Genomic DNA, 24770 nt, shown 5'->3' on the forward strand with positions numbered 1-24770 from the left:
CGTGCTCACCCCTGGTCCCGTCCCCCGGTCCGTCGTCGTCGTCGGGGCCGGGCTGGCCGGCAGCCAGACGGTCGCAGCCCTCCGTGCCCAGGGGTTCGACGGGCATGTCACCGTCCTCGGCGCCGAGGGCCTCGCCCCGTACGACCGCCCGCCGTTGTCCAAGGAGCTCCTCACCCGCAGCGAGCCCGCATGGCTGCGCGACGAGCTCGGTACCGACCTCGACCTCGCCGACGACGTCCGTCTCGACGAGCCCGCCACCGCCCTCGACCACGACGCCGACGGGGTCACCGTCCAGACCTCCCCGGGCGGCTCGGGAGACCCGCGCGAGGTGCGCGGGGACGTCGTCGTGCTGGCCACCGGCTCCGGGGCGTCCCGGCCGTGGCCCGAGGCGCTGACCCTGCACGCCGCGGCCGACGCGGCACGGCTGCGTGAGTCCCTGGTGCCCGGGGCGCGCCTGGTCGTCGTGGGGGCGGGGTGGATCGGGGCCGAGGTCGCGGGCGTGGCGGCCGCCGCAGGGGTCGAGGTCACCGTGGTCGAGGGCGCCCTGGCCCCCCTGTCCACCGCGCTGGGTGCCGAGGTCGGGGCCCTCACCGCAGCCTGGTACGAGCCCGCCGGGGTGCGCCTGCTCACCTCCTCGACGGTCGCCGCGGTCCAGGCCGACCACGTGGACCTGGCCGACGGGACACGGCTCGAGGCCGACGTCGTGCTGGCTGCGGTGGGCGCCCGGCCGCGGTCGGGCTGGATCGGCGCGGCCCTGCCCCTCGAGGCCGACGGCTCCCTCGCGGTGGACGACCGCTACCGGGTGCTCGCCCCGCAGGGCCCCCTCGACCGTGTGCTCGCCGTGGGTGACCTCGCCCGACGACGGTCCGCACGGCACGGCTGGGTGCCGGGCGGCCACTGGGACGGGGCCCTGCGCGGTCCGGCCGTCGCGGTCCGCGCGCTGCTCGAGCCCGAGGCCCCGGTCGAGGACCTGGCGCCGTACGTGTTCTCGACCCAGCTGGGCCACGAGCTGGCCTGCTACGGCCTGCCGGGGGCCGCCGACGAGGTCGTGCTGCGCGGCGCCCCCGCCGGGGCCGGGGACGGGTTCACCGCCCTGTGGTTCGCCCCGGGGACCGACCGGCTGACCGCGGTCCTCGCGGTCGACCGCCCTCGCGACGTCGCCGCAGCCCGCAAGCTGTTCGCCGGTCCCACCCTGCCCACGGTGGACCGTCCCCGCGCCGCGGACCCCGCCACCCCCCTGCGCACCGCCCTCCTCCCCTGACCCCCACTCTCGTGTCAGAACCAGGGATACCCCTGGCATCCCCAGGTTCTGACACGAGATCCGCCTGAGCTCGTGTCAGAACCTCAGGTACCCCTGGGTACCTGAGGTTCTGACACGAGGTGGGGTGGGGCGGGGGTCAGTGGGCGAAGTGGCGGGTGCCGGTGAGGTAGAGGGTCACGCCGGCGGCCTGCGCCGCGGCGACGACCTCCTCGTCACGCACCGAGCCGCCGGGCTGGACGACCGCCCGCACCCCCGCGTCGAGCAGCACCTGCAGGCCGTCCGCGAAGGGGAAGAAGGCGTCCGAGGCGGCGACCGCTCCCCGGGCCCGCTCGGACTCCCCCGCGTTGGCCCGCTCGACCGCGAGACGGCAGGAGTCCACCCTGTTGACCTGCCCCATGCCCACCCCCACCGAGGCGCCGTCGGCCGCGAGCAGGATCGCGTTGGACTTGACCGCGCGCACCGCCCGCCAGGCGAAGGCGAGGTCGGCCAGGGTCGCCTCGTCGGCCGCCGGGCCCGTCGCGAGGGTCCACGTCGACGGGTCGTCCCCACCGCCGTCGACCACGGCGTCGACGCGGTCCGCGCCCTGCATGAGCAGCCCGCCGCTGATCGGCCGCAGCTCGACCGGGGCCGTGTTCGCCGGTCCGGGCACCCGCAGCAGCCGGATGTTCTTCTTCTGCGTCAGCACCGCGACCGCGTCCGCGTCGAAGTCCGGGGCCAGCACCACCTCGGTGAACACGGGGGCCACCTGCTCGGCCATGGCCCGGGTCACCGTGCGGTTGGCGGCGATCACCCCGCCGAAGGCCGAGAGCGGGTCGCAGGCGTGGGCGCGGGCGTGGGCCTGGGCGACGTCGGCCCCGACGGCGATCCCGCACGGGTTGGCGTGCTTGATGATCGCCACGGCCGGCTCGGCGTGGTCGTGCGCGGCCCGCCAGGCGGCGTCGGCGTCGACGTAGTTGTTGTAGCTCATCTCCTTGCCGTGCAGCTGCTCGGCCTGGGCCAGCCCGGTGGCCGCCCCCGGCACGGTGGGGTGGACGAACAGGGCCGCGCGCTGGTGCGGGTTCTCGCCGTAGCGCAGCACCGACTGGCGCTCCCAGGTGGCCGCGGCGAAGGCCGGGAAGCCCGAGGCCTCGGCCTCGGCGTCGGGGGTGTAGGAGGAGGCGAACCACGAGGCGACGGCGACGTCGTAGGCCGCGGTGTGGGCGAAGGCCGCACCGGCCAGGGCCCGACGCTCGGCCAGGGTGAAGCCCTCGGCGGCGGCCGCGGCGACGTCGTCGTACCGGGCCGGGTCGACGACGACGGCGACGCTCGGGTGGTTCTTGGCGGCCGCCCGGACCATCGAGGGCCCACCGATGTCGATCTGCTCGACGACGTCGTCGGGGGCGGCCCCCGAGGCGACCGTCGCGGCGAAGGGGTAGAGGTTGACCACGACCAGGTCGAAGGCCTCGACGCCCAGCTCGGCCAGCTGCTCGACGTGCTCGGGCCGGCGCGTGTCCGCCAGGATCCCGGCGTGCACCCGTGGGTGCAGGGTCTTGACCCGACCGTCGAGGCACTCGGGGAACCCCGTGAGCTCCTCGACCCGGGTGACCGGAACCCCGGCCTCGGCGATCCGACCGGCCGTCGAGCCGGTCGAGACGATCTCGACCCCCGCGGCGTGCAGAGCGGTGGCGAGCTCGGCCAGGCCCGTCTTGTCGTAGACGCTCACCAGGGCACGGCGCAGCGGGCGCCGGGTCTGCGGGGCGCTCGGGTCGGTCACGGTGGGAAGGGTGGGCAGGTCGTGCGGCACGGGACCTCCTGGGTCGGCGCTGCCGGAGGACGCGCGACGGTGGTCACGCGGCTGCCGGCTCGGGCAGGGACCCAGGCACCCAGGCGGACGGTGCGCTGCAGGGGAACTCGGCCGCTCCCTGGTGGTCGGTTCCACCTCGGACGCCAGTCACGGCCGTGGCCGAGTCTAGCCCGCAGGCTCCAGGAGCTGGGCCCGGCGCCCGTCCAGGTGGATCCCGTGCCGCGCGGCCCGTCCGACCACGTCGACCAGCAGAGCACGCTCGACCACCTTGATCCGCTCGTGCAGGGTGGCCTCGTCGTCCTCGGGCAGCACCTCGACCGCCTGCTGGGCGATGATCGGACCGGTGTCGACCCCGGCGTCGACCAGGTGGACCGTGCACCCCGTGACCGTGACCCCGTAGGCGAGGGCGTCACGCACCCCGTGCGCCCCCGGGAAGGCGGGCAGCAGGGCCGGGTGGGTGTTGATGACCCGCTCGAAGCGCTCCAGGACCGGGGCCCCGAGGATGCGCATGAACCCCGCGCTGACCACCAGGCCCGGGTCGAAGACCCCGACGGCCTCGGCCATCCCCCGGTCCCAGGAGGGGCGGTCGTCGAAGTCCTTCGGCGACACGACGGCGGTGGGGATCCCGGCCGCGCGGGCGATCTCGAGCCCACCGGCCTCGACCCGGTCGCTCACCACGCCGACCACACGCGCCCCGTAGCCGGGGTCGCGATGGGCCTCGAGCAGGGCGGCCAGGTTGGAGCCGCCGCCCGAGACGAGGACGACGACGCGGTCCTGCGAGGGCACGACCGGGGAGTCGGGAGAGCTGGGCACGGGCCGACCCTATCCGCCGGTGCGTGCTCACGGCCCTGGGTGGGACACTGGGGTCGGCCCGACCACGCCGAGGAGCACCCGTGAGCAACCCGTACGCCCCGCCCAGCGGCGGTCCGCGCACGCGCCCGGAGGCCCCGACGGCGCCCCCCGGCCCCGAGGACGGCACGGCACCCGCTCCCGGTGGACCAGACGAGCAGGGACCCGCTCAGCACGGCCAGCCAGGGCACGGGCACCGCACCCCCGCGCCGCGCCCCCCGGTGGACCCCGAGGCCGCCCGCGAGGCGAGCCGGCAGGTCATGCACTTCGGGCTGATGATGCTCGCGACGATCATCGCGGTCTCCCTGCCGCTGCCGTGGCAGGCCGCCGCCCTGGCCTTCGCCCTCGGCGCGGTGGTGCTGGGCATCCGCGCGCTGAGGGCGGTCTGGCGCAGCGGGCTGCGGGGGGCCCTGGTCGCGATCCTCGGGTTCGGCCTCGGCCTCGCGGCGCTCCTCACCCTCTCCCTGGTGACGATGCTCGCGCTGTGGCCGGTGCAGATGGAGCGGCAGTCCTGCCTGCGCGACGCGTTGACCATCTCGGCGACCACGGCGTGCGAGGACCAGTTCCAGCAGCGCCTCGACGAGACCCTCGAGCGGGTCCCCGGGGTCGGCTCGGGCTCCTAGCGCCGATCCCCTCGCCCACCGGGCTGGTCCGCCGGCTCACCGGGCTGGTCCCCCGGGTCAGCGGTCGGGCTCCCCCGGGTCCCTCGATCGGTCGCCGCAGCGGGGTCGACGACGCCACGCCCGCGCACGCGGTCCCAGGTCCGCCGCGCACCTCGAGCCGAGGCCCTGCGCAGCACCGGGTCGGCAGGCAGCGCGACCAGGGCCGCGCCGAGGAGCCCCAGACCTGCCACGGTCGCACCGACCAGCAGGGCAGGGCCGCCCACCACCTCGAGGCGCCCGGGGCCTGCAGCGCCCCCGGCCAGCAGGGTCGCCGCCCCGGTGAGGGTCCCCGCCGCGAGGGCGAGCACGACCAGGGCGAGGGGGGTCTCCCGACGTCGACTCGCCACGAGACGGCCGTGCAGCCACCAGCCGGCGACGGCCCCCGACAGCACCACGACCACGGGCACCCACGTCACGAGCCCGCCGCCGGACCCCGGGGTCGGCAGGGCGCCCAGGAGGGGCAGCGCGGGCAGCGGTCCACTCACCACCTCGTTCGGCGCGTAGGACGTCCCGGCGCCGACCGAGAAGCCAGGGCCCGCGAGCCAGGCGAGCACCCACAGCACGAGGTTCGGCGCCACGGCGAGCTGGCCGACGGCCAGCACCAGGCCCCCGAAGGTGTCCACCCCGAGACCCTCGATGACATCGCCTGCGGCGGCCCGACCCGAGATCACCCAGCCGCTCGCGACCAGCCCCGCGACCCCCACGACCACGGCCGACAGGAGCAGCCCTCCCGCGGTGCCGGTGCGCACCAGCGCAGGGATACGGCTCCAGGCGGGGCGGGTCAGCTCCCGGAGCCGTCCGCGCCGGAGCATCCCCGCGCCGAGTCCCACCGCGGCGACCGCCGTGCTGCCGAGCGCGAGCCGCAGGACGGCCAGGGGTCCGGCGCCGAAGGGGCCCGCCTCCCCGAGCAGGGCGGCGACCACGAGGACGGCCACCACGTGGGCGACCGTCGCCGCGACCCAGGAGGAGAGCGCGGGGTGGGCCGAGCGGCGGGCCGAGGCGTAGGCGGTGAAGACCGCGAGGGCCGTGATGCCCAGCGGCACGAGCGTGATCGTCACCCCGTCAGCCGTGAGGGGTCCGCCGTGCCCGAGCAGCCACAGCGAGGACCCGACGGCGACCGAGCGCGGCCAGCCGATCTCGGCGTTGGACGGGTCGGCCGAGGTGACGACGTAGGCCGCGAGGGCGGGCATCACGACCACGAGGAGGGAGAGCAGCGCGCCCTGGACCCCGGCGAGGGCCCCGGACACCCATCGGGGAGCGCCGTCGAGGCCCGTGGCGGCCGAGGGGCCCACGGGCGCCGCCGGCGTCGCGGGAGTGCTGGTCCGACGCGCGCGGCTCGGACCTGCGGCGGCTGCCCCGGGACCGCGGGCCGCGCGCCCCGCGCGGGGAGCCCGCGGGGGGTGCAGGGTGGGCGGGCGCGTCATCCGACCATGGTCCCTGCTCCCCCTCGCGGGGGCCGTTCATCAGATGGTGTGTCGCCGATCAGGACAGGATGTGACGCATCAGCTCGGCGGTCGCGCTCGGCGTCTTGCCGACCTTGACCCCCGCGGCCTCGAGGGCCTCCTGCTTGGCCTGGGCGGTGCCCGAGGAGCCGGAGACGATCGCTCCGGCGTGGCCCATGGTCTTGCCCTCGGGGGCGGTGAAGCCCGCGACGTAGCCGACGACCGGCTTGGTGACGTTCGCCTTGATGAAGGCCGCGGCCCGCTCCTCGGCGTCCCCGCCGATCTCGCCGATCATGACGATCGCATCCGTGTCGGGGTCGGCCTCGAAGGCGGCCAGCGCGTCGATGTGCGTGGTACCGATGATGGGGTCACCACCGATGCCGATCGCCGTCGAGAACCCGAAGTCCCGCAGCTCGTACATCATCTGGTAGGTGAGGGTGCCCGACTTGGAGACCAGGCCGATGCGCCCCGGTCCCGTGATGTCCGACGGGATGATGCCCACGTTGGACTTGCCGGGGCTGATGATGCCGGGGCAGTTCGGCCCGATCAGCCGGACGCCCTTGGCCTCGGCCGCCGTGTAGAACTCGGCGGTGTCCGCGACGGGGATGCCCTCGGTGATGATGACCACGAGCGGCATGCCCGCGTCGATCGCCTCGAGCACCGCGGCCTTGGTGTGGGCCGGGGGGACGAAGATGACCGACACGTCGGCGCCGGTCTCGGTCATGGCCTCGGCCACGGAGCCGAAGACGGGGATGTCGACGGTGCCCTCCCCCTGGGGGAAGGTGACGGCGGTGCCCGCCTTGCGGGGGTTCACCCCGCCGACGACGGTCGTGCCCGAGGCGAGCATGCGGGTCGTGTGCTTCTGACCCTCGGAGCCCGTCATGCCCTGGACGATGACCTTGGATGACTCGGTCAGGAAGATCGCCATGTCTGTGAGTTCTCTCGTCTCTCGAAGTCGGGCTCAGGCGGCCGTGTCGGCGGCGTGGGCGAGGGAGGCGGCCGTGTCGGCGCCGCCGTCCATGGTGTCGGCGAGGGTCACCAGCGGGTGGCCGGCCTCGCGCAGGATCGCGCGGCCCTCGGCCACGTTGTTGCCGTCGAGACGTACGACGAGCGGCTTGGTGGCGTGGTCCCCGAGCATCTCGAGGGCCTTGACGATGCCGTTCGCGACCGCGTCGCAGGCCGTGATGCCGCCGAAGACGTTGACGAAGACCGCCTTGACCTGCGGGTCACCGAGGATCACGTCGAGCCCCGCCGCCATCACCTCGGCCGAGGCGCCGCCGCCGATGTCGAGGAAGTTGGCGGGCTTGACGCCGCCGTGGGCCTCGCCGGCGTAGGCGACGACGTCGAGGGTGCTCATCACGAGCCCGGCGCCGTTGCCGATGATGCCGACCGAGCCGTCGAGCTTGACGTAGTTGAGGTCGTGCTCCTTGGCCTTGGCCTCGAGGGGGTCGGCAGCCTCGGCGTCCTCGAGCTCGGCGTGGTCGGGGTGGCGGAAGTCCGCGTTCGCGTCGAGGGTCACCTTGCCGTCGAGCGCGATCACCGCACCGTCCTCGGTGCGGACGAGGGGGTTGACCTCGACGAGGGTCGCGTCCTCCTCGGCGTAGACCGTCCACAGCTTCTGGATGACGTCGGCGACCTGGCCCGCGACGTCCTCGGCGAAGCCCGCCTCGGCGACGATCTCTGCGGCCTTGGCCGCGTCGATCCCGACCTGGGGGTCGACGGCGACCTTGGCGAGGGCCTCGGGACGCTCGACCGCGAGCTGCTCGATCTCGACACCACCCTCGACACTGGCCATGGCCAGGTAGCGGCGCTCCGACCGGTCGAGCAGCACGGAGAAGTAGTACTCCTCGGCGATCTTGGCGCCCTCGGCGATCATGACGCGGTGGACGGTGTGCCCCTTGATGTCCATCCCGAGGATCTCCCCGGCGCGCTCGGCGGCCTCCTCGGGCGAGTGCGCGAGCTTGACGCCGCCCGCCTTGCCGCGCCCCCCGGTCTTGACCTGGGCCTTGACGACCACCGTCCCGCCACCGAGACGCTCGGCGGCCGCGCGGGCCTCCTCGGCCGTGGTGGCGACGATGCCGCCCAGCACGGGCACGCCGTGCTTCTCGAAGACATCCCGTGCCTGGTACTCGAACAGGTCCACCCTGCGCCCGCTTTCGTCGTGTCCGTCGCTCCGGCCGCGCCCGTGTGGCCGCGTCGCCCTCAGCGATGGTAGCCGCGAGGGCAGGGTCTCTTCACATCGAGAGATCGGCGCGACCGTCAGAGCTTGGTGACGGGCGAGTACCGCAGCAGCAGACGCTTGGTGCCGTCGGCCCCGAAGTCGATCTTGGCGACGGCGTTGGCTCCACCGCCCTCGACCGCGACGACGGTGCCGACCCCGTACGCGTCGTGGGTCACCTTGTCGCCCACCTCGAGGCTCGGGACCTCCCCCGCCGGCCGAGGGGTCGCCGACCCGAAGGTCGCACCCCCCGTGGCGGGCGCCGTCGTCGAACGCTTGACGGGCCCGGACCGCGGACCGGTGCTGCGGGAGCCACCACCACGGCCACCCCACGCCGAGGCGCCCCCGCCCCAGCCGCTGCCCGAGCCCCGCAGGGTGTCCATGCTCGACTCACGTCGCCGCCAGTCCACGAGCTCCTCGGGGACGTCGTCGAGGAAGCGGCTCGCCGGGAACTCGTTCGGCACTCCCCAGGCCGTCCGGACGGCCGCGCGCGAGATGTAGAGCCGTTGCCGCGCCCGGGTGAGGCCCACGTAGGCCAGACGACGCTCCTCGGCGAGCTGGTCGGGATCCGCCAGCGAGCGCATGTGCGGGAAGGTGCCGTCCTCCCAGCCGGTCACGAAGACGACCGGGAACTCCAGGCCCTTGGCCGTGTGCAGCGTCATCAGCGTCACGACCCCCTGGTCGGCCCGGGCCTGGGCCTCCTCGGCCCCGTCCTCGGTGGGGATCTGGTCGGAGTCCGCCACGAGGGAGACCCGCTCGAGGAAGTCGGCGAGGTCCCCCTCGGGCTCGGCCTGCTCGAACTCGGTGGCCACGGCGTGCAGCTCGGCGAGGTTGTCGACCCTCGAGGCGTCCTGCGGGTCCTCGCTCGCGCGCAGCTCGGCCAGGTAGCCCGTGCGGTCGAGCACCGCACCGAGCACCTCGGCCGGGCCCGCCCCCGAGTCGGCGAGCTCGCGCAGCCCGGACATCAGCTCGCCGAAGGCCCGCAGGCCGGTGAGCGCCCGGCTGCCGAGGCCCGGGGCCTCGTCCGCGCGGTCCAGGGCCGCCCCGAAGGAGATGCGCTCGCGCTCGGCGAAGCCCGCGACCATGGCCTCGGAGCGGTCCCCGAGACCGCGCTTGGGCACGTTGAGCACACGGCGCAGGTTCACGTCGTCGTCAGGGTTGGCGATGGCCCGCAGGTAGGCGACCGCGTCCTTGACCTCGCGCCGCTCGTAGAAGCGCGTCCCGCCGACGACCTTGTAGGGCAGCCCGACGCGGATCAGCACCTCCTCGAGGGCGCGGGACTGGGCGTTGGTCCGGTAGAAGACCGCGACGTCACCGGGCCGTACGCCGTCGGAGTCGCCCAGGCGGTCGATCTCCTCGGCGACGAAGCGGGCCTCCTCGTGCTCGTTGTCCGCGACGAAGCCCACGATTTGCGGCCCGGCGCCCGAGTCGGTCCACAGCCGCTTGGGCCGACGGTCAGGGTTCCGCGAGATCATCGCGTTGGCCGCCGAGAGGATCGTCTGGGTCGAGCGGTAGTTCTGCTCGAGCAGGATCGTGCGGGCCTGCGGGTAGTCGGCCTCGAACTCGAGGATGTTGCGGATGGTCGCGCCCCGGAAGGCGTAGATCGACTGGTCCGCGTCGCCCACCACCGTGAGCTCGGCGGGCGGGAGGGCACGACCGTCGCTGCCCTGCTCCTCGCCGTGCCAGCCGGCGAGCTCACGGACCAGGACGTACTGCGCGTGGTTCGTGTCCTGGTACTCGTCCACGAGGATCTGGCGGAAGCGTCGTCGGTAGTGCTCGGCCACCGCGGGGAAGGCCTGCAGCAGGTTGACCGTCGTCATGATGAGGTCGTCGAAGTCCAGGGCGTGGGCCTGGCGCAGCCGCGCCTGGTAGCGCGTGTAGACGGCGGCGAGGGTCTCGTCGAACTCGTTGGCGGCTCCCGAGGCGGCCCCCGAGGTCGAGGCGTAGGTCTCGGCGTCGACCAGCTCGTCCTTGAGGTTGGAGATCTTCGACGAGAGCGCCTTGGCGGGGTACTTCTTCGGGTCCAGGTTCAGCTCGCGCGCCACGAGGGTCAGCAGGCGCTGGGAGTCCGCGGAGTCGTAGATCGAGAAGGAGGAGCGCAGGCCCAGGGTCGAGGCCTCGCGCCGCAGGATGCGCACGCAGGCCGAGTGGAACGTCGAGACCCACATCGCACGGGCCGCCGGGCCGACCAGGGCCTCGACCCGCTCGCGCATCTCGGCGGCGGCCTTGTTCGTGAAGGTGATCGCCAGGACTTCTGGGGGCCGAACCCGGTGGGCCGCGAGCTGGTGGGCGATCCGGTGGGTGAGCACCCTGGTCTTGCCCGACCCCGCGCCCGCGACGATCAGCAGCGGCGAGCCCTCGTGGAGCACGGCCTCGCGCTGCTCGGTGTTGAGGCCGTCCAGCAGGGCAGTGGTGCGCTCCTCGGCCGGGGGCTCGCGATCCCCCGCAGGCTCGACGACGCTCCCCCGCTCACGGGGCGGGCCGGCGGCAGGCAGCCGCGCGGCGGCCGAGGGGCTGAGTCCGGGCAGGGGCAGGTCGGAGAAGAGCGTGTCCATGTCCCTCACAGCGTAGGCGCACCCACCCACATCCCGACCTGGCCACGACGCAGGGCAGGGCCCGGCCCGGACGCGGACGTGCCGTCACCCCAGCAGGGCTCAGGCGCGTCCGCGCCGCCTCACCGGCAGCGACCTCGACCCCGTCCGCGAACGGATCTGCTCGGCGGACCGTCGGTCCCGGTGCCGCGGGTCCGAGCGCCGGCCGTCCCGGGCGGCGGCCAGCGGGAGCCGCTCTCCGGTCACCGTGCGCGGGCCGGGCACGGGCCGGACGACCGCGAGGGCTCCGAGCAGGCCTGCGATCACCCGGAGCCACAGGAGCAGGGCCGCCGGGCCGCGCACCTCGAGGACGGTGGGGGGCCCGGCGGTCGAAGCCGTCGTGACTCGTGTCTCGATCTGATCTTGCACATGCGGACCATAACGGGCGAATCGGACACCCGGCTATGACCTTGGTCACAGAAGGGCCGGTCGACCTCAGTCGACGACCGCGGCTCGCAGCCGGCCCGCGGTCTGCGCCAGCTCACGCGCTGCCGCACGGATGTCGTCGATCTCCCCGGTGGTCCGACGCGTGGACTCACCCACGCCCTCGAGCGTCAGGCTGATCGCCCGGCCGCCGTCGGCCACCTGCGCGATGCTCTGAGCCATCGCCGAGGTGGTCGCCGTCTGCTCCTCGACGGCCCCGGCGATCGTGGCCTGGTAGTCGTTGATCCGGCCGACGATCTCGCTGATCAGCGCGATCTCCTCGGCCGAGCGCAGCACCGCGGCCTGGATCGACTCGACCTGCGAGGAGATGTCCCCCGTGGCCCGGGCCGTCTCCTGGGCGAGGTCCTTGACCTCCCCGGCCACGACCGCGAAGCCCTTGCCGGCGTCCCCGGCCCGGGCGGCCTCGATCGTGGCGTTGAGGGCGAGCAGGTTGGTCTGCTCGGCGATCGAGGTGATGACCTTGACGACGCTGCCGATCTCGGCGGAGGACTCCCCCAGCGCGCCGACCGTGCGGTTCGTGGCCTCGGCCGCGGCGACGGCCTCGGCGGCGATCTTCGCGACCGCGTTGGCGTTCTGGGCGATCTCCCCGATCGAGGCCCCCATCTGGTGGGTGCCCGCCGCGACGGTGTCGATGCCGGTGCTGACCTCGGCGGCGGTCCCCGCCACCGAGGTCGTCTGCTCGGCGGTCCCGTGGGCCGCCGCGGCGATCTGGTCGCTGCTCTCGACCAGCCGCGAGGCCGACCGGTCCAGCTCGGCCACCGCGCTCGCGACGTCGGCCGCGACGTCCGCCGACCGGTCCAGCGTCCCGTTGAGGGTCACCGCGAGCCGCTCGAGCTCGGTGCGTCCCGTCCCCTCGGGCAGGCGGGTCGCGACGTCGCCGCTCGCGAGCAGGTCGGTCGCCTGCCCCAGGGGCACCACGATGCTCCGGCCGACCACGTAGCTCAGCCCTCCGACGAGGACCAGGATGCCCAGGCCGCTCAGCGCCACCTGGAGCACGTCCCCCATGGCCACGCCGACGACGTCGTCCACGTAGATGCCCGAGCCGAGCACCCAGCCCCACGGCTCGTACCCCGCGACGTAGGAGATCTTCGGCTGCGGGGCGTCAGCCCCGGGCTTGGGCCACTGGTAGGCCACGAAGCCCGAGCCCTCGGTCTCGACGACCTCGACGAACTCCATGAACAGCAGCGTGCCGTCCGGGTCGGCGTTGGTGGAGAGGTCCTCACCGTCGAGCTCAGGCTTGGTCGGGTGCATGATCATGGTCGGGCCCATGTCGTTGATCCAGAAGTACTCCTCGCCCGAGTACCGCATGCCGTTGACCGCGGCCATCGCGGCCTGCTGCGCCTGCGCCTGGGTCATGCGGCCGGCCTGCTCCTCCGCGCCGAAGTACGTGATCACGCCCAGCGCGGTCTCGACCACCTGCCGCGTCGCGTCCTGCCGCTCCGCCATGATCCGGTCGTAGACCTGCGTCGAGGCGATCACCACCAGGCCGACGAGGCCGACGGCGAACACCGCGACGATCGCGACGAGTCGATGGGCGATGGAGAAGGACGAGATGCGACGCATGCGGACTCCGGGGGTGAGTACGGGACGAAGGTCCTAGACGCCTTCGTCACAGCCCCCTTCGGCCACGGGGCACCGCTGCTGAGTGGTCGGTGGGGATGATCTTCACGTCCACCCCCGCACCCACGGCCCCGCCGGCGGCCCCGGGTCAGAGCAGACGACGCGCGGCGGCCCACCGGGTCAGCTCGTGCCGCGAGGACAGCTGGAGCTTGCGGAGCACGGCCGAGACGTGCGTCTCGACCGTCTTGATCGAGATGAACAGCTCACCCGCGACCTCCCGGTAGCTGTACCCCCGGGCGATCAGCCGCATGACCTCGCGCTCGCGGGCCGAGAGGCGGTCGAGCTCGTCGTCCCCCGTGGCGACGTCCCCGGCCGCCGCGCCGAAGGCGTCGAGCACGAACCCTGCGAGGCGCGGGGAGAACACAGCGTCCCCTCCCGCGACCCGCCGGACGGCGTCCGACAGGTCCGGGCCCGTGATCGCCTTGGTCACGTAGCCGCGGGCCCCCGCACGGATCACCGCGACGACGTCCTCGGCCGAGTCGGAGACGGACAGCGCGAGGAAGCGCGTCGTGGTCAGGAGGTCCGCGCAGGCCGTGATGACCTCGGCCCCGCCACCACCGGCCCCCCCGGGCAGGTGGACGTCCAGGACGACGACGGGCGGCTGCAGGGCACGCACCAGGGTGATCGCGGCATCCACGTCGTCGGCCTCACCGACGACGTGGATCGAGCCGTCGAGGGAGGCTCGCACCCCCGCCCGGAACATGAGGTGGTCGTCGACCAGGACGACGTCCACGCGGTCCTCGCTCATCGTTGCTCTCCCTCGTCCAGGTCGGTCGGCAGGCACAGGTGCACCTCGGTGCCCCGGTCCGGTCGGCTGGTCACGCTCGCCGTCCCACCACGACGGCGGACCCGACCGATGATCGACTCACGGACGCCGAACCTGTCGACCGGGACGTCCGTCAGGTCGAAGCCGTCCCCATGGTCTCGCACGAAGACCTCGACCTGCCCGTCCCCCACCTCGAGGTAGAGCGAGACCGGGGGGCGCCCGTGCACGACGGCGTTGAGCAGGGCCTCCCGGGTGGCCTGGAGCAGGGCGGCGGTGCCCGCGTCCGGGACGAGGTCCCCGACCACCACGGTCTCGACCGGGACCGCCCGGGAGTCCTCGACCTCACCGACGAGCTCGCGCAGGTCGGCCGCGAGCGAGGTGCCCGGCACGGTCCGGTCGTCGTAGAGCCAGGAGCGCAGCTCACGCTCCTGGGCGCGGGCCAGCCGGGCGACGTCGTCGGGGTCGGTCGCGCGGGCCCGGATCAGGGCGAGGGTCTGCAGCACCGAGTCGTGCAGGTGGGCCGCGATGTCCGCCCGCTCGGACTCGCGTGCGCGAGCAGCCCGCTCGGCCCCGAGCTCCCGGACCAGACGCAGCCACCACGGCGCGAGCACCAGGGCCGCCCCCGCGAGGACCGCGACCGCGGCGACGGCCGAGCGGGCGAGGGCGTCCAGCGGCTCGTCCTGACCCACCAGGAGGAGCACGCCCAGCCCCGCGAGGACCGTGCCGCCCGTGAGCCGCAGGGTGCTCACCGGCGTCCGCCCCCCGGCATGAGAGAGGAACCGACCGCGCTGGACGGCGTCGAGCTGGCTCCACGCCAGGGCCGTGCCGGCGAGCAGCACGAGGGCTGGCACCACCCAGGAGTAGTCGATCGGCACCCCGGCCCGGACGGCGACCAGCAGGCCCGCCGCGAGCAGGAGCAGCAGCCCCAGGCCGATGTCCGTCAGCGGGACGCGACGGCTCGGGTCACGCAGCCTTGGGGCGAGGCGGCTCAGTGCTGCGGGCCGCTCCTCGGCCGCGGCCCGGACGGGGTCCCCCACGGGCACCGTGACCCAGAACCACACGTAGAGCAGCAGCCCTGCGCCGCCGAAGGGCACGAGCAGCCCCATGACGAGCCGCACGGTCGCCACCGGCATCCGCAGGTGAGCACCGAGCCCCACGCACACGCCGCCGACCCAGCGCCCCTGGGCCGGGCGGCGCAGGGGGAGCCGCACGGTGGTCCGATCGGTCGTCACCCGTGCATCGTCACACGTCACCGACGCGCACCGGGGCGTCCTGGGCCCCGTGCGGCACGGACCAGGGTCGATCTCGGGGCTCGGCTCAGGGGACCGGCCCCCAGGCTCAGGGTGGGATCAGGGGACCACCGGATACCGCGGCGCGGCCACCCGCGGCAGGCTCGAGCCATGAACTCGACCACACCCCCACCCCCGGGCCCCGGGCCGGCAGGTCCCGGCCCCGCAGGTCCCGGCCCCGCAGCCGGCGCCGCACCGGGCCCCACGCCGCAGCCCGAGCAGGCCCGTCCGAGCGGGGTCGACAGCTTCTTCGACAGCCTGCGCCGGTCGGGGCTGGTCCGCGCCCAGGACCGCTGGGTGGGCGGCGTCGCGAGCGGGGTCGCCCTGCGGCTCGGCGTCGACGCCCTGGTCGTCCGCGGCATCCTGGCCGTGTCGGTGCTCCTCGGTGGCCTCGGGCTGGTCCTCTACGGCATCGCCTGGGCCCTGCTGCCCGAGCAGCACGACGGGCGCATCCACCTCCAGCAGCTCTTCCGCGGCGACTTCGACATCGCCGTGCTCGGTGCCTTCGCGGTCTTCATCGCGGGCCTGTCCTTCCCCGACCGCTGGTACCCCGGGCTCTGGTGGTGGGGCGACGGCGGATGGGGTGGCCTGCTGTGGCTGCTCGCCGTGGCCGTCGTCGTGGTGCTGGTCGTCTCCTCCTACCGCGACCGTCAGAGCGGCGGGCCTCGTCCGTCCGGCCCGACCACCTCCTTGCCCCGCACCCCGGTGCCCCCGCCCCCCGCACCTCAAGGACCCACCATGCCGTCGACCGCCCCCACCAGCGCCTACGCCGCCCCGAGCAGCACCGGTCCGGCCAGCGGCTCGAGCGGTCCCACGGGCAGCTACGGCGGTGCACCCGCCGGCCCCCCGCCGGTACCGCCCGCACCGCCTGCCGCCTACCGGCCGGCCGCGCCCCCTCCCGGGCCGCGGACCCCGCTGCCTCGGACCGGACCGCGCGGCCCCGGAGCCGGGGCCGTCGGGGCCGTCGTCGCCCTCGGGCTGATCGGCCTCGCGGTGCTCATGTACGCCGAGCGGGTCGGCGACTACACGGGGCCCGTCCTGCTCACGGCGGGGGCCGGGACCGTCGTCCTGGCCGGGCTCGCGATCATCGTCTCAGGGCTGCGCGGCCGGACCAGCGGGTCGCTGGGCGCGCTCGCCGTCCTCGGGATCCTGGTGCTGCTCCCCCTGAGCGCCGTCCAGCGCTCGTCGTGGTCCTGGGACAGCTCGAGCACCGCGTTCGGCGACCTCGTCCACACCCCCCGCACGGTGGCCGAGGCCGAGGCCGGCTACTCCCTCGGGGCGGGCCAGGCCCGGATCGACCTCACCGAGCTCCCCTCCTCGCGCGACCCGATCGAGGTCGCCGTCGACGTCGGCGCGGGGGAGGTCACCGTCGTCGTCCCCGAGGGCGGGGACGTCCTCGGGGAGGTCCAGGTCTTCGCCGGCGAGGTCGACTGGCTGGGGCAGTCGACCACCCGGGTCGGCGGCGGCACCACCTCGACCTACGAGTCCGACTCGGTCGCGGAGGGCGCCGAGCCCGAGCTGGTGCTCGAGATCTCGGTCGGCGCCGGGAGCGTCCGTGTCATCGAGGGCTGAGGCCCCGGTGCGCCCGGTGCGCCCGCCACGCACCCTCCGCGTCCCACCGTCCCAGCCCGCCCCACCCGTAGCCATCGCCCCGCACGACCCGACAGCCCTGGAGGACCCCATGGACACCACCCCCCGCACCGCGGACGACAGCGCCGCCCGGGACACCGACACCGAGACCATCCCCGCCGACCCCGCGACGACCGAGGAGGTCGATGCGGCCGGGGCCACGACCGAGTACCCGACCACCCCCGGGGTCAGCACCGCAGGGGCCACCGAGCCGGCCTCCCCCGGCGCCTCGGCCCCCGCGTCGCCCCCCTCCCCCGAGCCCGACCGTCCCACGCTGCGCGTCGGCACGGTCGTGTGGGGCCTGGTGCTGGCCGCGATCGGCGTCGGCCTGCTCGCCATCGCGGCCGGGGCGGTCTTCGACGTCGAGCTCGCCGTGATCAGCCTGGTCGCCGTCGCCGGGGTCGGGCTGCTGGTGGGCTCGGTGGTGACCGGACGCCGACGTCGCGCCCGCTGAGCCAGGACGACCGCCCCGACCGCCCGTGCCGCATCACCCCGGAGCACGGTGCGCGCCCCGGACGACGAACGGCGGCCTCCGCGGCAGAGTTCTGCTGCGGAGGCCGCCGGGTGCGTCGCTGCGGTGGGGTGGGCGGTGCAGCGACGCAGCTCAGGGGTGCCGGTCAGACGGCCTGGACCGGGGTGTTGGCGGTGGTGACGGGGGCGGTGTCGACCAGCTTGCGCAGGGCCCATCCGACGAGGATGAACAGGATGCCCATGCCGGCGGCGAAGGCTGCGATGCCGAAGGCGATGATCGAGGTGAACAGCGAGGCCCGCAGGAAGGAGCCGTTCATGACGGTCGCGCGGATGGGGTCCTCGCGGTCGAGCTCGGCGTAGGTCTGGCCGCCGGCCATCTCCCGGGCGTGCATGTCGATGACCTCGGCCTGGAGGTAGGCGTCGATCGGGCCGTCGACGACGTTGCCCTGGAACATCGCGGCGTCCTCGCCGAGGGTGATGTTCTCGGCGACGAGCTGGTCGCGGACGACCAGGGCGGTGGCGGCGCCGGCGATGATCAGGACGGCGCCGGCGATCATGGCGATGAGGCCGATGATCTTGACGGGCTTGGCGTTCGAGACGGTGGCGTTCATGGTGGACCTCTCCCAGGACTGGCTTCCGGTGCGGACCGGTGCTGCCGGTCCGGTGAGCCCGTTCGCGTGAGCTCGTGGTGCCAGCCTCGCAGGCCCGGTCGGCCGGCTGGTGGGCCGATGGTCCCTGGGTCGGCGCGGACCCGTGGACGGGTCAGGCCGGGCCCGCCCGGAGCGCCGTGGCCCGCGCGTACTCGCGCTCGGCGGCCTCCTGGGCGTGCTGCCAGTCGAAGACCGGGCGCTCGGCCCGGGCCCGCGAGCGCAGCTCCTCGAGCAGCCGCGGCCGGGTCGCGAGGGCCACGAGCGCCCGGGACAGCCCGGCGTCGTCGTCCACCACGAGCCCGTCGTGGCCGTCGGTGACGAACTCCTCGATGCCGGTCCCGCGCCGCGCCACCACCACCAGGCCTGCGGCGCGGGCCTCGAGAGCCGCGATGCCGAAGGCCTCGAGCTCGGCGGGGGCCAGGAAGACGTCCGTCGAGCGGTACGCCTCACGCACGTCCTCCCGGGGGAGCCGACCACGCAGCCGGACGACGGCGCCCAGGCCGCGCCGGGCGACCCGTCGGGAGATCGACGCGCGCTCGGGCCCGTCGCCCACGAGGTCCAGGGTGAGGCTCCCCGGCGCGAGCTGCGTCATGGCGTCCGCGACCGCGTCCACCAGCGCCACGCCACGCTTGCGCGGGGCCAGGCGCATCGTCGCCACGCACCGCAGCGGGCCGGGCTCGTGGAGCGGGCCGGGCGTCCAGCGGTCGAGGTCCATGCCGTTGGGCACCACGGCGACGCGGGCCTCGAAGACCTCGCCGACCCGTCCTGCGGCCGCCGAGCTGACCGCGCTGAGCGCTGCCGGGGCGTGCGACCACCGAGAACGACGGACCACCGAGCGCAGGGCAGGCGTCACGCCGTCGAGCATGCAGTGCCAGGTGATCGCGAGGGGGACGCCGTGCCCGAGGGCGACCCGGGCGCCGTCGAAGGCGAAGGGGGAGACCACCCCCGCGTGCACGTGGACGACGTCGGGGCTCAGCTCGGTGAGCAGGGACCGCACCCGGGGCGGGGCGCCCGGGTTGACCGGCAGGCCCAGGGCGGCACGCGTCGCGAGGCGGTGCACCTGCACGCCGTCGTCGACCTGCACGGTCCCGGCCCGCTCCCCCGCGGGCCCGACGGTCGCGGTCAGGACGTGGACCTGGTGCCCTGCCCGCACCTGTGCCCGCGCCAGGTCGCGCACCTGGGACTCGATCCCCCCGGTGCGCGGCGCGTAGCAGTCCGAGACGTGGAAGATCCGCACCGGCTCAGGCTAGACCTACGTCCGGGGACGGCGGACGCGCCCGGGGAGGGCGCGCAGCGGATGAGAACGGTGCGAACCACTCGCACAACGCCCGTGTCTGACGATGAGGTGGTCGTGACGCGTGCCCCCCGTCCGGCCCCGCCGGAGCAGACGCGGCCGGCCGTCGGGCCGTCCGTCCCCCGGGCGACCTCGAGGCCCCAGGTCCACCGAGGTTTCGTGCTCGTCACGGCGCTCTTCCTCGTGGCCTTCCTCGCGCTCGAGGGTGCTGCACGGGACCTCGCCACGACGCTCACCTGCCTGCTGCCGACAGCGGCCGTCACGGTACGGCTGCGGCGCGCAGCCCCGGCTGACCGCCCACCCTGGTTCCTCGTCCTCGCCGGGCTGGTGGTCCTCTGCGTCTACAGCGCCGGGTGGATGGTCGAGCACCACCTCCTGGGCGCCGAGCCACCCACGAGCCCGCTCGCGACGCTGGGCCTCCCGGTCGGCTACCTCCTCCTGGTCGCCGGCATGGCGCTGCTCGTGCGCAGACCGGTGCAGCGCGACGGAGGCACGGTGGTCGACGCCACGATCATCGCCCTGAGCCTCGCCCTGCTGCTGTGGGTGCTGGTCGTCGAGCCGCACCTCGACCCCGAGATCCCGACCTTCGTCCGCGTGCGGACCATGGCGGTCCTGGTGGCGGTCAGCGCTGTCGCCGGCGCCGTGGCCCGGGCGGCGTACCTCGCCCGCTCGCGACGCCCCTTCCTCGTGTACGCCCTCGTCGTGGTCGCCGCGATCCTGCTCGGGACCCTCACCCGCGACCTCACGATGACCGCCGACGCCCCCACCGGGAGCACCTGGGCGGGCGCGTTCTGGATCGTCGCCTACGGGGCGGGGGCGGCCGGGGTGCTGCATCCCGCTGCCGCCACCCTGAGCCCGGACGAGAGCCGACCCGGCCGCCTGACCGTGGCGCGCCTCCTGGCGCTGGGGGCCGCCCTCGCCGTCAGCCCGGTCCTGCTGGGGATCGAGGAGGTGCGGCAGCTCGGGACGGACCCTCGGCTCATCATCGCCGCCAACCTGGTGCTCGTCCCCCTGGTCGTGGCCCGTCTCGCCCAGCTCGCCCGGTGGCACGCCGAGGCCGAGGACCAGCTCGCCCACCTCGCGACGCACGACGAGCTCACCGGTCTGCCGAACCGCCGCGTGATCGACGCCCGGGTGCAGGAGGCGCTGGCCCGGGCTGCAGCAGGGACGACCCGGGGCACCGTGGTCGCCTTCCTCGACCTGGACGACTTCAAGGAGGTCAACGACACCCTCGGGCACCGGGCGGGGGACGACCTCCTGGTCGTGGTCGCCGACCGTCTCCGCGACGCCCTGCGCCCGGAGGACCTGCTCGGCAGGTTCGGCGGGGACGAGTTCGTCGTCGTCATGGAGGGCGAGCCCGAGGTCCTCGTCGAGACCGTCCTGCCCCGCCTGGCCTCGGCCCTCGACGACCCCGTGCTCCTCGGGGACCACGTCGTGCACGGCGCGGCGAGCGTGGGGGCGGTGCAGGTGGCCCCGGGGGCCGGGACCACCGCCGAGGAGGCCCTGTCCGCGGCCGACGCGACGATGTACGAGCGCAAGGCGGCCCGACGGCGGTTGCGCACAGCCACGACCCTCGACAGGCCGTCCACAGGCTGACCGGTCCGCCCGGCCCCGGGCCGACCGGTGGGACAGAATCCCTTGCTGATGACCTCGACGCGCCGATGGGAGACCTGTGCAGCACCGTGGCTCGACAGGTGTGAACCTGGGCTTCGTCCTGCTCGCCGGGAGCCTGTGCCTGGCCTACGTGCTGACCGACGGCGTCCCCCGACGGGCCACCGTCGTGCTGTCCTCAGCCCTGGCCGCGGGGGTGCTGACCGTCGGGCTGCTGCGGCGCCGGGTCGTCCGCCCCGGTCCCTGGTGGTTCGTCGTGGCAGCGCTCGTCGCCCTCACGGCGCACAACCTGCAGTCCCTCGTCCAGATGGGCATCGAGGGCAAGCCGGCTGCGACCGGCCTGGGTCCGCTGCTCACCCTGCCGCTCGGCTACCTGGGCCTGCTCGTGGCGAGCGTCCTCATCGCCTTCCCGTACGCGCGCCGCGACGTCGGCGGGATTATCGACGCGGTGATCATCGCCCTCGGCGCGGCGAGCCTGATCTGGGCCTTCCTGCTGCACCCGGCCCTCACCGCCCAGGACGCAGCCACCGGCGAACGCCTCTACCGACTCATGATCATCCTGCTGATCAGCGGGATCGCCGGGGCCGTCGTGCGGGCGACCGCGACGACCCGCCGGGCCAAGCCCGCCCTGGTCTACCTCCTCCTCGCCGTGACCCTCACCCTCGCCGGGAACGCAGCTGGGGTGGTCACCGAGGACCCCGTCACCGGCGCCGGGGCCTGGTGGATCGGTCTGCTGTGGATCCTGGCCTACCTCGCCCTGGGCGCCTCGGCCGCGCACCCGGCGCACGCCCACCTGGCCGACCCGCCGGTGCACTCGCGCTCCGGACGACTGACCACCCGGCGGCTGGTGTTCCTCGGGGTCGTGCTCGCCCTCAACCCGCTGCTCGCCGGCGGCACCGAGGCCTGGGGCCACCCCGTGGACTGGGTCCTGCTCACGACCGCGAGCGTGGCCCTCGTCCCGCTGGTCATCCTGCGGATCGGGCAGCTCGCCCGGCTGCACGCCGAGGCCGAGCACAAGCTCGCCCATCTCGCGACCCACGACCAGCTCACGGGGCTGCCCAACCGCCGCGGCCTCGACGAGCACCTCGAGCTCGCCCTCGGCCGGGTCCGGGCCGGGACCAGCGCCGGTCTGGTGGTCCTCTTCTGCGACCTCGACGGGTTCAAGGCCGTCAACGACGAGCACGGCCACCACGTCGGCGACGGCCTGCTCGCGATCGCGAGCAGCCGGCTCCGTGGGGCCCTGCGTGCGCGTGACCTGGTCGCCCGGTTCGGCGGGGACGAGTTCGTCGTGGTCGTCGAGGGCGACCCGGACCTGACCGAGGGCGAGGCGCGCGACCGCATCCGGCGGGCCCTCGCCGACCCGATCCACACCCACGGCATCCTGTCCTCGGTGCGCGCCAGCGTGGGCAGCGCCTCGGTGCGCCGCGGGGAGGACGTGAGCGCGAGCCAGCTCCTCTCGACGGCCGACGGACACATGTACGCCGCCAAGCGCGCCCTGCGCACCTCGACGCCCGGACCGACCCCCGGCTGACCCCCCGCGGCAGCCGGGCAGGCCGCCCGGCGGACGGAGGGTCAGCCCGGGGCTACTCCCACTCGATCGTGCCCGGCGGCTTGCTCGTGACGTCGAGGGCGACCCTGTTGACCTCGGGGACCTCGTTGGTGATGCGGGTCGAGATGGTGGCGAGCACCTCGTACGGCACCCTCGACCAGTCCGCCGTCATGGCGTCCTCCGAGCTGACCGGGCGCAGCACCACCGGGTGGCCGTAGGTGCGGCCGTCCCCCTGGACGCCCACCGAGCGGACGTCGGCGAGCAGCACGACCGGGCACTGCCAGATCTGCCGGTCCAGGCCGGCCCGCGTCAGCTCCTCACGGGCGATCGCGTCGGCGGCCCGCAGCACCTCGAGACGCTCGGCGGTCACCTCGCCGATGATCCGGATGCCCAGCCCCGGGCCGGGGAAGGGTTGGCGCCACACGATCGCGTCGGGCAGGCCGAGCTCGAGGCCCACCGCGCGGACCTCGTCCTTGAACAGGGTGCGCAGGGGCTCGACGAGCTCGAACTGCAGGTCGTCGGGGAGCCCGCCGACGTTGTGGTGGGACTTGATGTTCGCGGCCCCCTCGCCGCCGCCGGACTCCACGACGTCGGGGTACAGGGTGCCCTGGACCAGGAACCGGACCTCCTCGCCGTGGTCACCACCCTCGGCGACCACCTCGCGGGCCGCCGCCTCGAAGGTGCGGATGAACTCGCGCCCGATGATCTTCCGCTTGGTCTCGGGGTCGGTCACGCCTGCGAGCGCGACGAGGAACTGCTCGCGCGCGTCGACGACCTTGAGCTGCACGCCCGTGGCCGCCACGAAGTCCGTCTCGACCTGCTCGGCCTCCCCCGCGCGCAGCAGGCCGTGGTCCACGAAGACGCAGGTCAGCTGGTCGCCGACGGCCCGCTGGACCAGGGCCGCGGCCACGGCCGAGTCCACCCCGCCGGACAGCCCGCAGATCACCCGGGCGTCGCCGACCTGCTGACGGACCCGCTCGACCTGCTCGGCCACGACGTTGCCCGCGGTCCAGTCGGCCGTGAGGCCCGCGCCGCGGTACAGGAAGTTCTCGAGCGCGTGCTGGCCCAGCGGCGAGTGCTTGACCTCGGGGTGCCACTGCATCCCGTAGAGCCGGCGCGAGCGGTTCTCGAAGGCCGCGACCGGGGAACCCGTCGAGGTCGCGAGGACGTCGAAGCCCTCGGGGGCCGCGTGCACGGCGTCCCCGTGGCTCATCCACACCGACTGCTCGGTGGGCGAGCCGGTGAGCAGCTGTCCCGCGTCGGGCACGTCGACGTGGGTGCCGCCGTACTCGCGGGAGCCGGTGTGCGCGACCGTCCCGCCCAGGGCCTGAGCCATGGCCTGGAAGCCGTAGCAGATGCCGAGCACGGGCACCTCGGCCTCGAACAGGGCCGGGTCGACCGAGGGCGCGCCCTCGGCGTAGACGCTCGAGGGCCCTCCCGAGAGAATGATCGCCGCGGGGTCCTTGGCGAGCATCTGCTCGACCGAGGCCGTGTGCGGGACGATCTCCGAGTACACGTGGGCCTCGCGCACCCGCCGCGCGATGAGCTGGGCGTACTGGGCCCCGAAGTCGACGACGAGCACAGGTCGGTGCTCGGTCTGGCCCGTGGGCCCTGCCTGGTCGGGCCCCGCCTGGTCGGGCCCTGACGGGTCGGGCTGTGCGGCGTCCGGCTGCGCTGGGGTGTCGGTCACGCCGTGGAGTCTAGTGAGAGGACGCGCCGGGCCCGCCATCCGCCGAGCAGGACGGCGAGCACCCCGGTGAGGGCGAGCTCGAGGGCCAGGAGGGCGCCGGCCCCCGGCCCCGGCGTCACGCCGTAGCGCGCGACGACGAGGGCGTCGACCGCCGCGGTCACGAGCACGACCGGCAGACCGACCACGAGCCAGGTCCACCAGCGCGCCCGACCGGCCAGCTCCGTGCGGGCGGCCCACAGCAGGACCGCGACCGCCACCCCGACCGCCCCCGCAAGGATCCCGGCGGTCACCTGCACCACCTGGACGACCACCAGCTGGTAGGGCCCGTCCATCGCCCCCGAGAGGGCGAGCAGCGCGACCCCGAGGCTCAGGAGGACCCCGCTCACCAGGGCCGCGACCGAGCCCCCGGCCCAGACGAGCAGCAGGCGCCCGGTGCTCACCCGCCGGTCCGGGACCTGTCGACGCCCTGCACCGGCACCGGGCGCTGCGCCGGACGCCCGACGACGACCTGGGCCATCCCCTCGGCGTGCACGCGCCGCTCCACGACGAAGGACATCACGGGCACGACCCCGCCCAGGACCATCGCCGCGAGGCGGCCGAAGCCCCACCGCATCGTCGACCACAGGTCGACCACCGTCACGAGGTACACCACGTAGATCCAGCCGTGCGCGAAGGGGATCCACTCGATCCACTGCAGGACCTCGGGCCCGGCCCGGAGCACGTACTTGATCAGCATCTCGACGACGAGGATGAGCAGCATCACCCCGGTGACCCACGCCATGACGCGGTAGCGGCGCAGGGCGCCCTCCGCCTTGGTGACCCAGCTCTTGCCCGCCACGTCGAGCCCTCCTGTGCTGCCTCGGGCGCTGTCGCGCTCCACCACCGTCCGGTCCATCCTGCCCCACCGAAAAGGCGTCGCCCGACGTCGGTGGGCGGGCCTACCGTTGTCCC

General features: G+C 74.6%; 21 protein-coding genes and 1 riboswitch. Of the genes, 6 read left to right on the forward strand and 15 right to left on the reverse strand.

Features of this window, described 5'->3' with window-relative positions; genetic code table 11:
• Position 1: 1 nt before the first annotated feature.
• Positions 2 to 1261, forward strand: coding sequence for an NAD(P)/FAD-dependent oxidoreductase (locus J4G33_RS10595; RefSeq protein WP_307793851.1), 1260 nt, complete (start codon positions 2 to 4; stop codon positions 1259 to 1261).
• A gap of 136 nt (positions 1262 to 1397) precedes the next feature.
• Here the strand turns inward: J4G33_RS10595 and purH are convergent, their stop codons facing one another.
• Positions 1398 to 3044, reverse strand: coding sequence for a bifunctional phosphoribosylaminoimidazolecarboxamide formyltransferase/IMP cyclohydrolase (gene purH, locus J4G33_RS10600; protein WP_307793852.1), 1647 nt, complete (start codon positions 3042 to 3044; stop codon positions 1398 to 1400).
• 70 nt (positions 3045 to 3114) lie between these two features.
• A riboswitch (ZMP/ZTP riboswitch) is annotated at positions 3115 to 3205 on the reverse strand.
• Positions 3206 to 3209: 4 nt separating this feature from the next.
• Positions 3210 to 3857 carry a phosphoribosylglycinamide formyltransferase gene (gene purN / locus J4G33_RS10605; RefSeq protein ID WP_208055944.1) on the reverse strand — a complete coding sequence of 216 codons (648 nt, stop codon included), beginning with the start codon at positions 3855 to 3857 and terminating at the stop codon, positions 3210 to 3212.
• A gap of 80 nt (positions 3858 to 3937) precedes the next feature.
• On the opposite strand from purN, the gene J4G33_RS10610 reads away from it, so the two are divergent.
• Positions 3938 to 4516: a hypothetical protein gene (locus J4G33_RS10610; RefSeq protein ID WP_208055945.1), complete on the forward strand. Its 579-nt coding sequence runs from the start codon at positions 3938 to 3940 to the stop codon at positions 4514 to 4516.
• Here J4G33_RS10610 and J4G33_RS10615 read toward each other — a convergent pair.
• From J4G33_RS10615 to J4G33_RS10650, 8 genes are all read right to left on the reverse strand, one after another.
• Positions 4513 to 5979: a cell division protein PerM gene (locus tag J4G33_RS10615; protein WP_208055946.1), complete on the reverse strand. Its 1467-nt coding sequence runs from the start codon at positions 5977 to 5979 to the stop codon at positions 4513 to 4515. The genes J4G33_RS10610 and J4G33_RS10615 overlap by 4 nt on opposite strands.
• A gap of 58 nt (positions 5980 to 6037) precedes the next feature.
• A complete protein-coding gene (sucD, locus tag J4G33_RS10620) occupies positions 6038 to 6925 on the reverse strand; it encodes a succinate--CoA ligase subunit alpha (RefSeq protein WP_208055947.1) in 888 nt (295 codons plus the stop codon).
• A 33-nt stretch (positions 6926 to 6958) separates the two neighbouring features.
• Entirely contained in the window at positions 6959 to 8140 is a 1182-nt protein-coding gene (gene sucC / locus J4G33_RS10625) for an ADP-forming succinate--CoA ligase subunit beta (protein WP_208055948.1), read from the reverse strand.
• A gap of 116 nt (positions 8141 to 8256) precedes the next feature.
• A complete protein-coding gene (pcrA, locus tag J4G33_RS10630; protein ID WP_208055949.1) occupies positions 8257 to 10770 on the reverse strand; it encodes a DNA helicase PcrA in 2514 nt (837 codons plus the stop codon).
• A gap of 99 nt (positions 10771 to 10869) precedes the next feature.
• Positions 10870 to 11175: a hypothetical protein gene (locus J4G33_RS10635; RefSeq protein WP_208055950.1), complete on the reverse strand. Its 306-nt coding sequence runs from the start codon at positions 11173 to 11175 to the stop codon at positions 10870 to 10872.
• 66 nt (positions 11176 to 11241) lie between these two features.
• Positions 11242 to 12813: a methyl-accepting chemotaxis protein gene (locus J4G33_RS10640; protein ID WP_208055951.1), complete on the reverse strand. Its 1572-nt coding sequence runs from the start codon at positions 12811 to 12813 to the stop codon at positions 11242 to 11244.
• Between the two features lie 145 nt (positions 12814 to 12958).
• Positions 12959 to 13618 carry a LuxR C-terminal-related transcriptional regulator gene (locus J4G33_RS10645; protein ID WP_208055952.1) on the reverse strand — a complete coding sequence of 220 codons (660 nt, stop codon included), beginning with the start codon at positions 13616 to 13618 and terminating at the stop codon, positions 12959 to 12961.
• Positions 13615 to 14868, reverse strand: coding sequence for an ATP-binding protein (locus J4G33_RS10650; protein WP_208055953.1), 1254 nt, complete (start codon positions 14866 to 14868; stop codon positions 13615 to 13617). The genes J4G33_RS10645 and J4G33_RS10650 overlap by 4 nt, the downstream gene beginning before the upstream one ends.
• Before the next feature lie 168 nt (positions 14869 to 15036).
• On the opposite strand from J4G33_RS10650, the gene J4G33_RS10655 reads away from it, so the two are divergent.
• Positions 15037 to 16497, forward strand: coding sequence for a PspC domain-containing protein (locus J4G33_RS10655; RefSeq protein WP_208055954.1), 1461 nt, complete (start codon positions 15037 to 15039; stop codon positions 16495 to 16497).
• 109 nt (positions 16498 to 16606) lie between these two features.
• Positions 16607 to 17008: a hypothetical protein gene (locus J4G33_RS10660; RefSeq protein ID WP_208055955.1), complete on the forward strand. Its 402-nt coding sequence runs from the start codon at positions 16607 to 16609 to the stop codon at positions 17006 to 17008.
• Positions 17009 to 17171: 163 nt separating this feature from the next.
• On the opposite strand, the gene J4G33_RS10665 is transcribed toward J4G33_RS10660, so the two are convergent.
• A complete protein-coding gene (locus J4G33_RS10665; protein ID WP_208055956.1) occupies positions 17172 to 17636 on the reverse strand; it encodes an aromatic ring-opening dioxygenase LigA in 465 nt (154 codons plus the stop codon).
• A gap of 151 nt (positions 17637 to 17787) precedes the next feature.
• Positions 17788 to 18912, reverse strand: coding sequence for a glycosyltransferase family 4 protein (locus J4G33_RS17820; RefSeq protein ID WP_208055957.1), 1125 nt, complete (start codon positions 18910 to 18912; stop codon positions 17788 to 17790).
• A gap of 114 nt (positions 18913 to 19026) precedes the next feature.
• Here J4G33_RS17820 and J4G33_RS17825 point away from each other — a divergent pair, with 114 nt between their 5' ends.
• Together J4G33_RS17825 and J4G33_RS10680 are read left to right on the forward strand one after the other, a co-directional pair.
• Positions 19027 to 20565, forward strand: a complete 1539-nt coding sequence (locus tag J4G33_RS17825) for a GGDEF domain-containing protein (RefSeq protein ID WP_208055958.1) — start codon at positions 19027 to 19029, stop codon at positions 20563 to 20565.
• Between the two features lie 76 nt (positions 20566 to 20641).
• Entirely contained in the window at positions 20642 to 22111 is a 1470-nt protein-coding gene (locus J4G33_RS10680) for a GGDEF domain-containing protein (protein ID WP_208055959.1), read from the forward strand.
• A 52-nt stretch (positions 22112 to 22163) separates the two neighbouring features.
• On the opposite strand, the gene guaA is transcribed toward J4G33_RS10680, so the two are convergent.
• From guaA to J4G33_RS10695, 3 genes are all read right to left on the reverse strand, one after another.
• A complete protein-coding gene (gene guaA / locus J4G33_RS10685) occupies positions 22164 to 23711 on the reverse strand; it encodes a glutamine-hydrolyzing GMP synthase (RefSeq protein WP_307793865.1) in 1548 nt (515 codons plus the stop codon).
• Positions 23712 to 23815: 104 nt separating this feature from the next.
• On the reverse strand, positions 23816 to 24259 hold the full coding sequence (locus tag J4G33_RS10690; RefSeq protein WP_208055961.1) for a hypothetical protein: 444 nt from the start codon (positions 24257 to 24259) through the stop codon (positions 23816 to 23818).
• Positions 24256 to 24699, reverse strand: coding sequence for a DUF3817 domain-containing protein (locus J4G33_RS10695; protein WP_307793853.1), 444 nt, complete (start codon positions 24697 to 24699; stop codon positions 24256 to 24258). The genes J4G33_RS10690 and J4G33_RS10695 overlap by 4 nt, the downstream gene beginning before the upstream one ends.
• Positions 24700 to 24770 lie beyond the last annotated feature (71 nt).

This window comes from Actinotalea soli (assembly GCF_017565425.1).
Lineage (GTDB): Bacteria > Actinomycetota > Actinomycetes > Actinomycetales > Cellulomonadaceae > Actinotalea > Actinotalea soli.

Bases quoted from the DNA above. Each gene is read 5' to 3' on its own strand.
- J4G33_RS10615 (WP_208055946.1), bottom strand. From the start codon at position 5,979: ATGACGCGCCCGCCCACCCTGCACCCCCCGCGGGCTCCCCGCGCGGGG.
- sucD (WP_208055947.1), bottom strand. From the start codon at position 6,925: ATGGCGATCTTCCTGACCGAGTCATCCAAGGTCATCGTCCAGGGCATG.
- pcrA (WP_208055949.1), bottom strand. From the start codon at position 10,770: ATGGACACGCTCTTCTCCGACCTGCCCCTGCCCGGACTCAGCCCCTCG.
- J4G33_RS10640 (WP_208055951.1), bottom strand. From the start codon at position 12,813: ATGCGTCGCATCTCGTCCTTCTCCATCGCCCATCGACTCGTCGCGATC.
- J4G33_RS10645 (WP_208055952.1), bottom strand. From the start codon at position 13,618: ATGAGCGAGGACCGCGTGGACGTCGTCCTGGTCGACGACCACCTCATG.
- J4G33_RS10655 (WP_208055954.1), top strand. From the start codon at position 15,037: ATGAACTCGACCACACCCCCACCCCCGGGCCCCGGGCCGGCAGGTCCC.
- J4G33_RS10660 (WP_208055955.1), top strand. From the start codon at position 16,607: ATGGACACCACCCCCCGCACCGCGGACGACAGCGCCGCCCGGGACACC.
- J4G33_RS10665 (WP_208055956.1), bottom strand. From the start codon at position 17,636: ATGAACGCCACCGTCTCGAACGCCAAGCCCGTCAAGATCATCGGCCTC.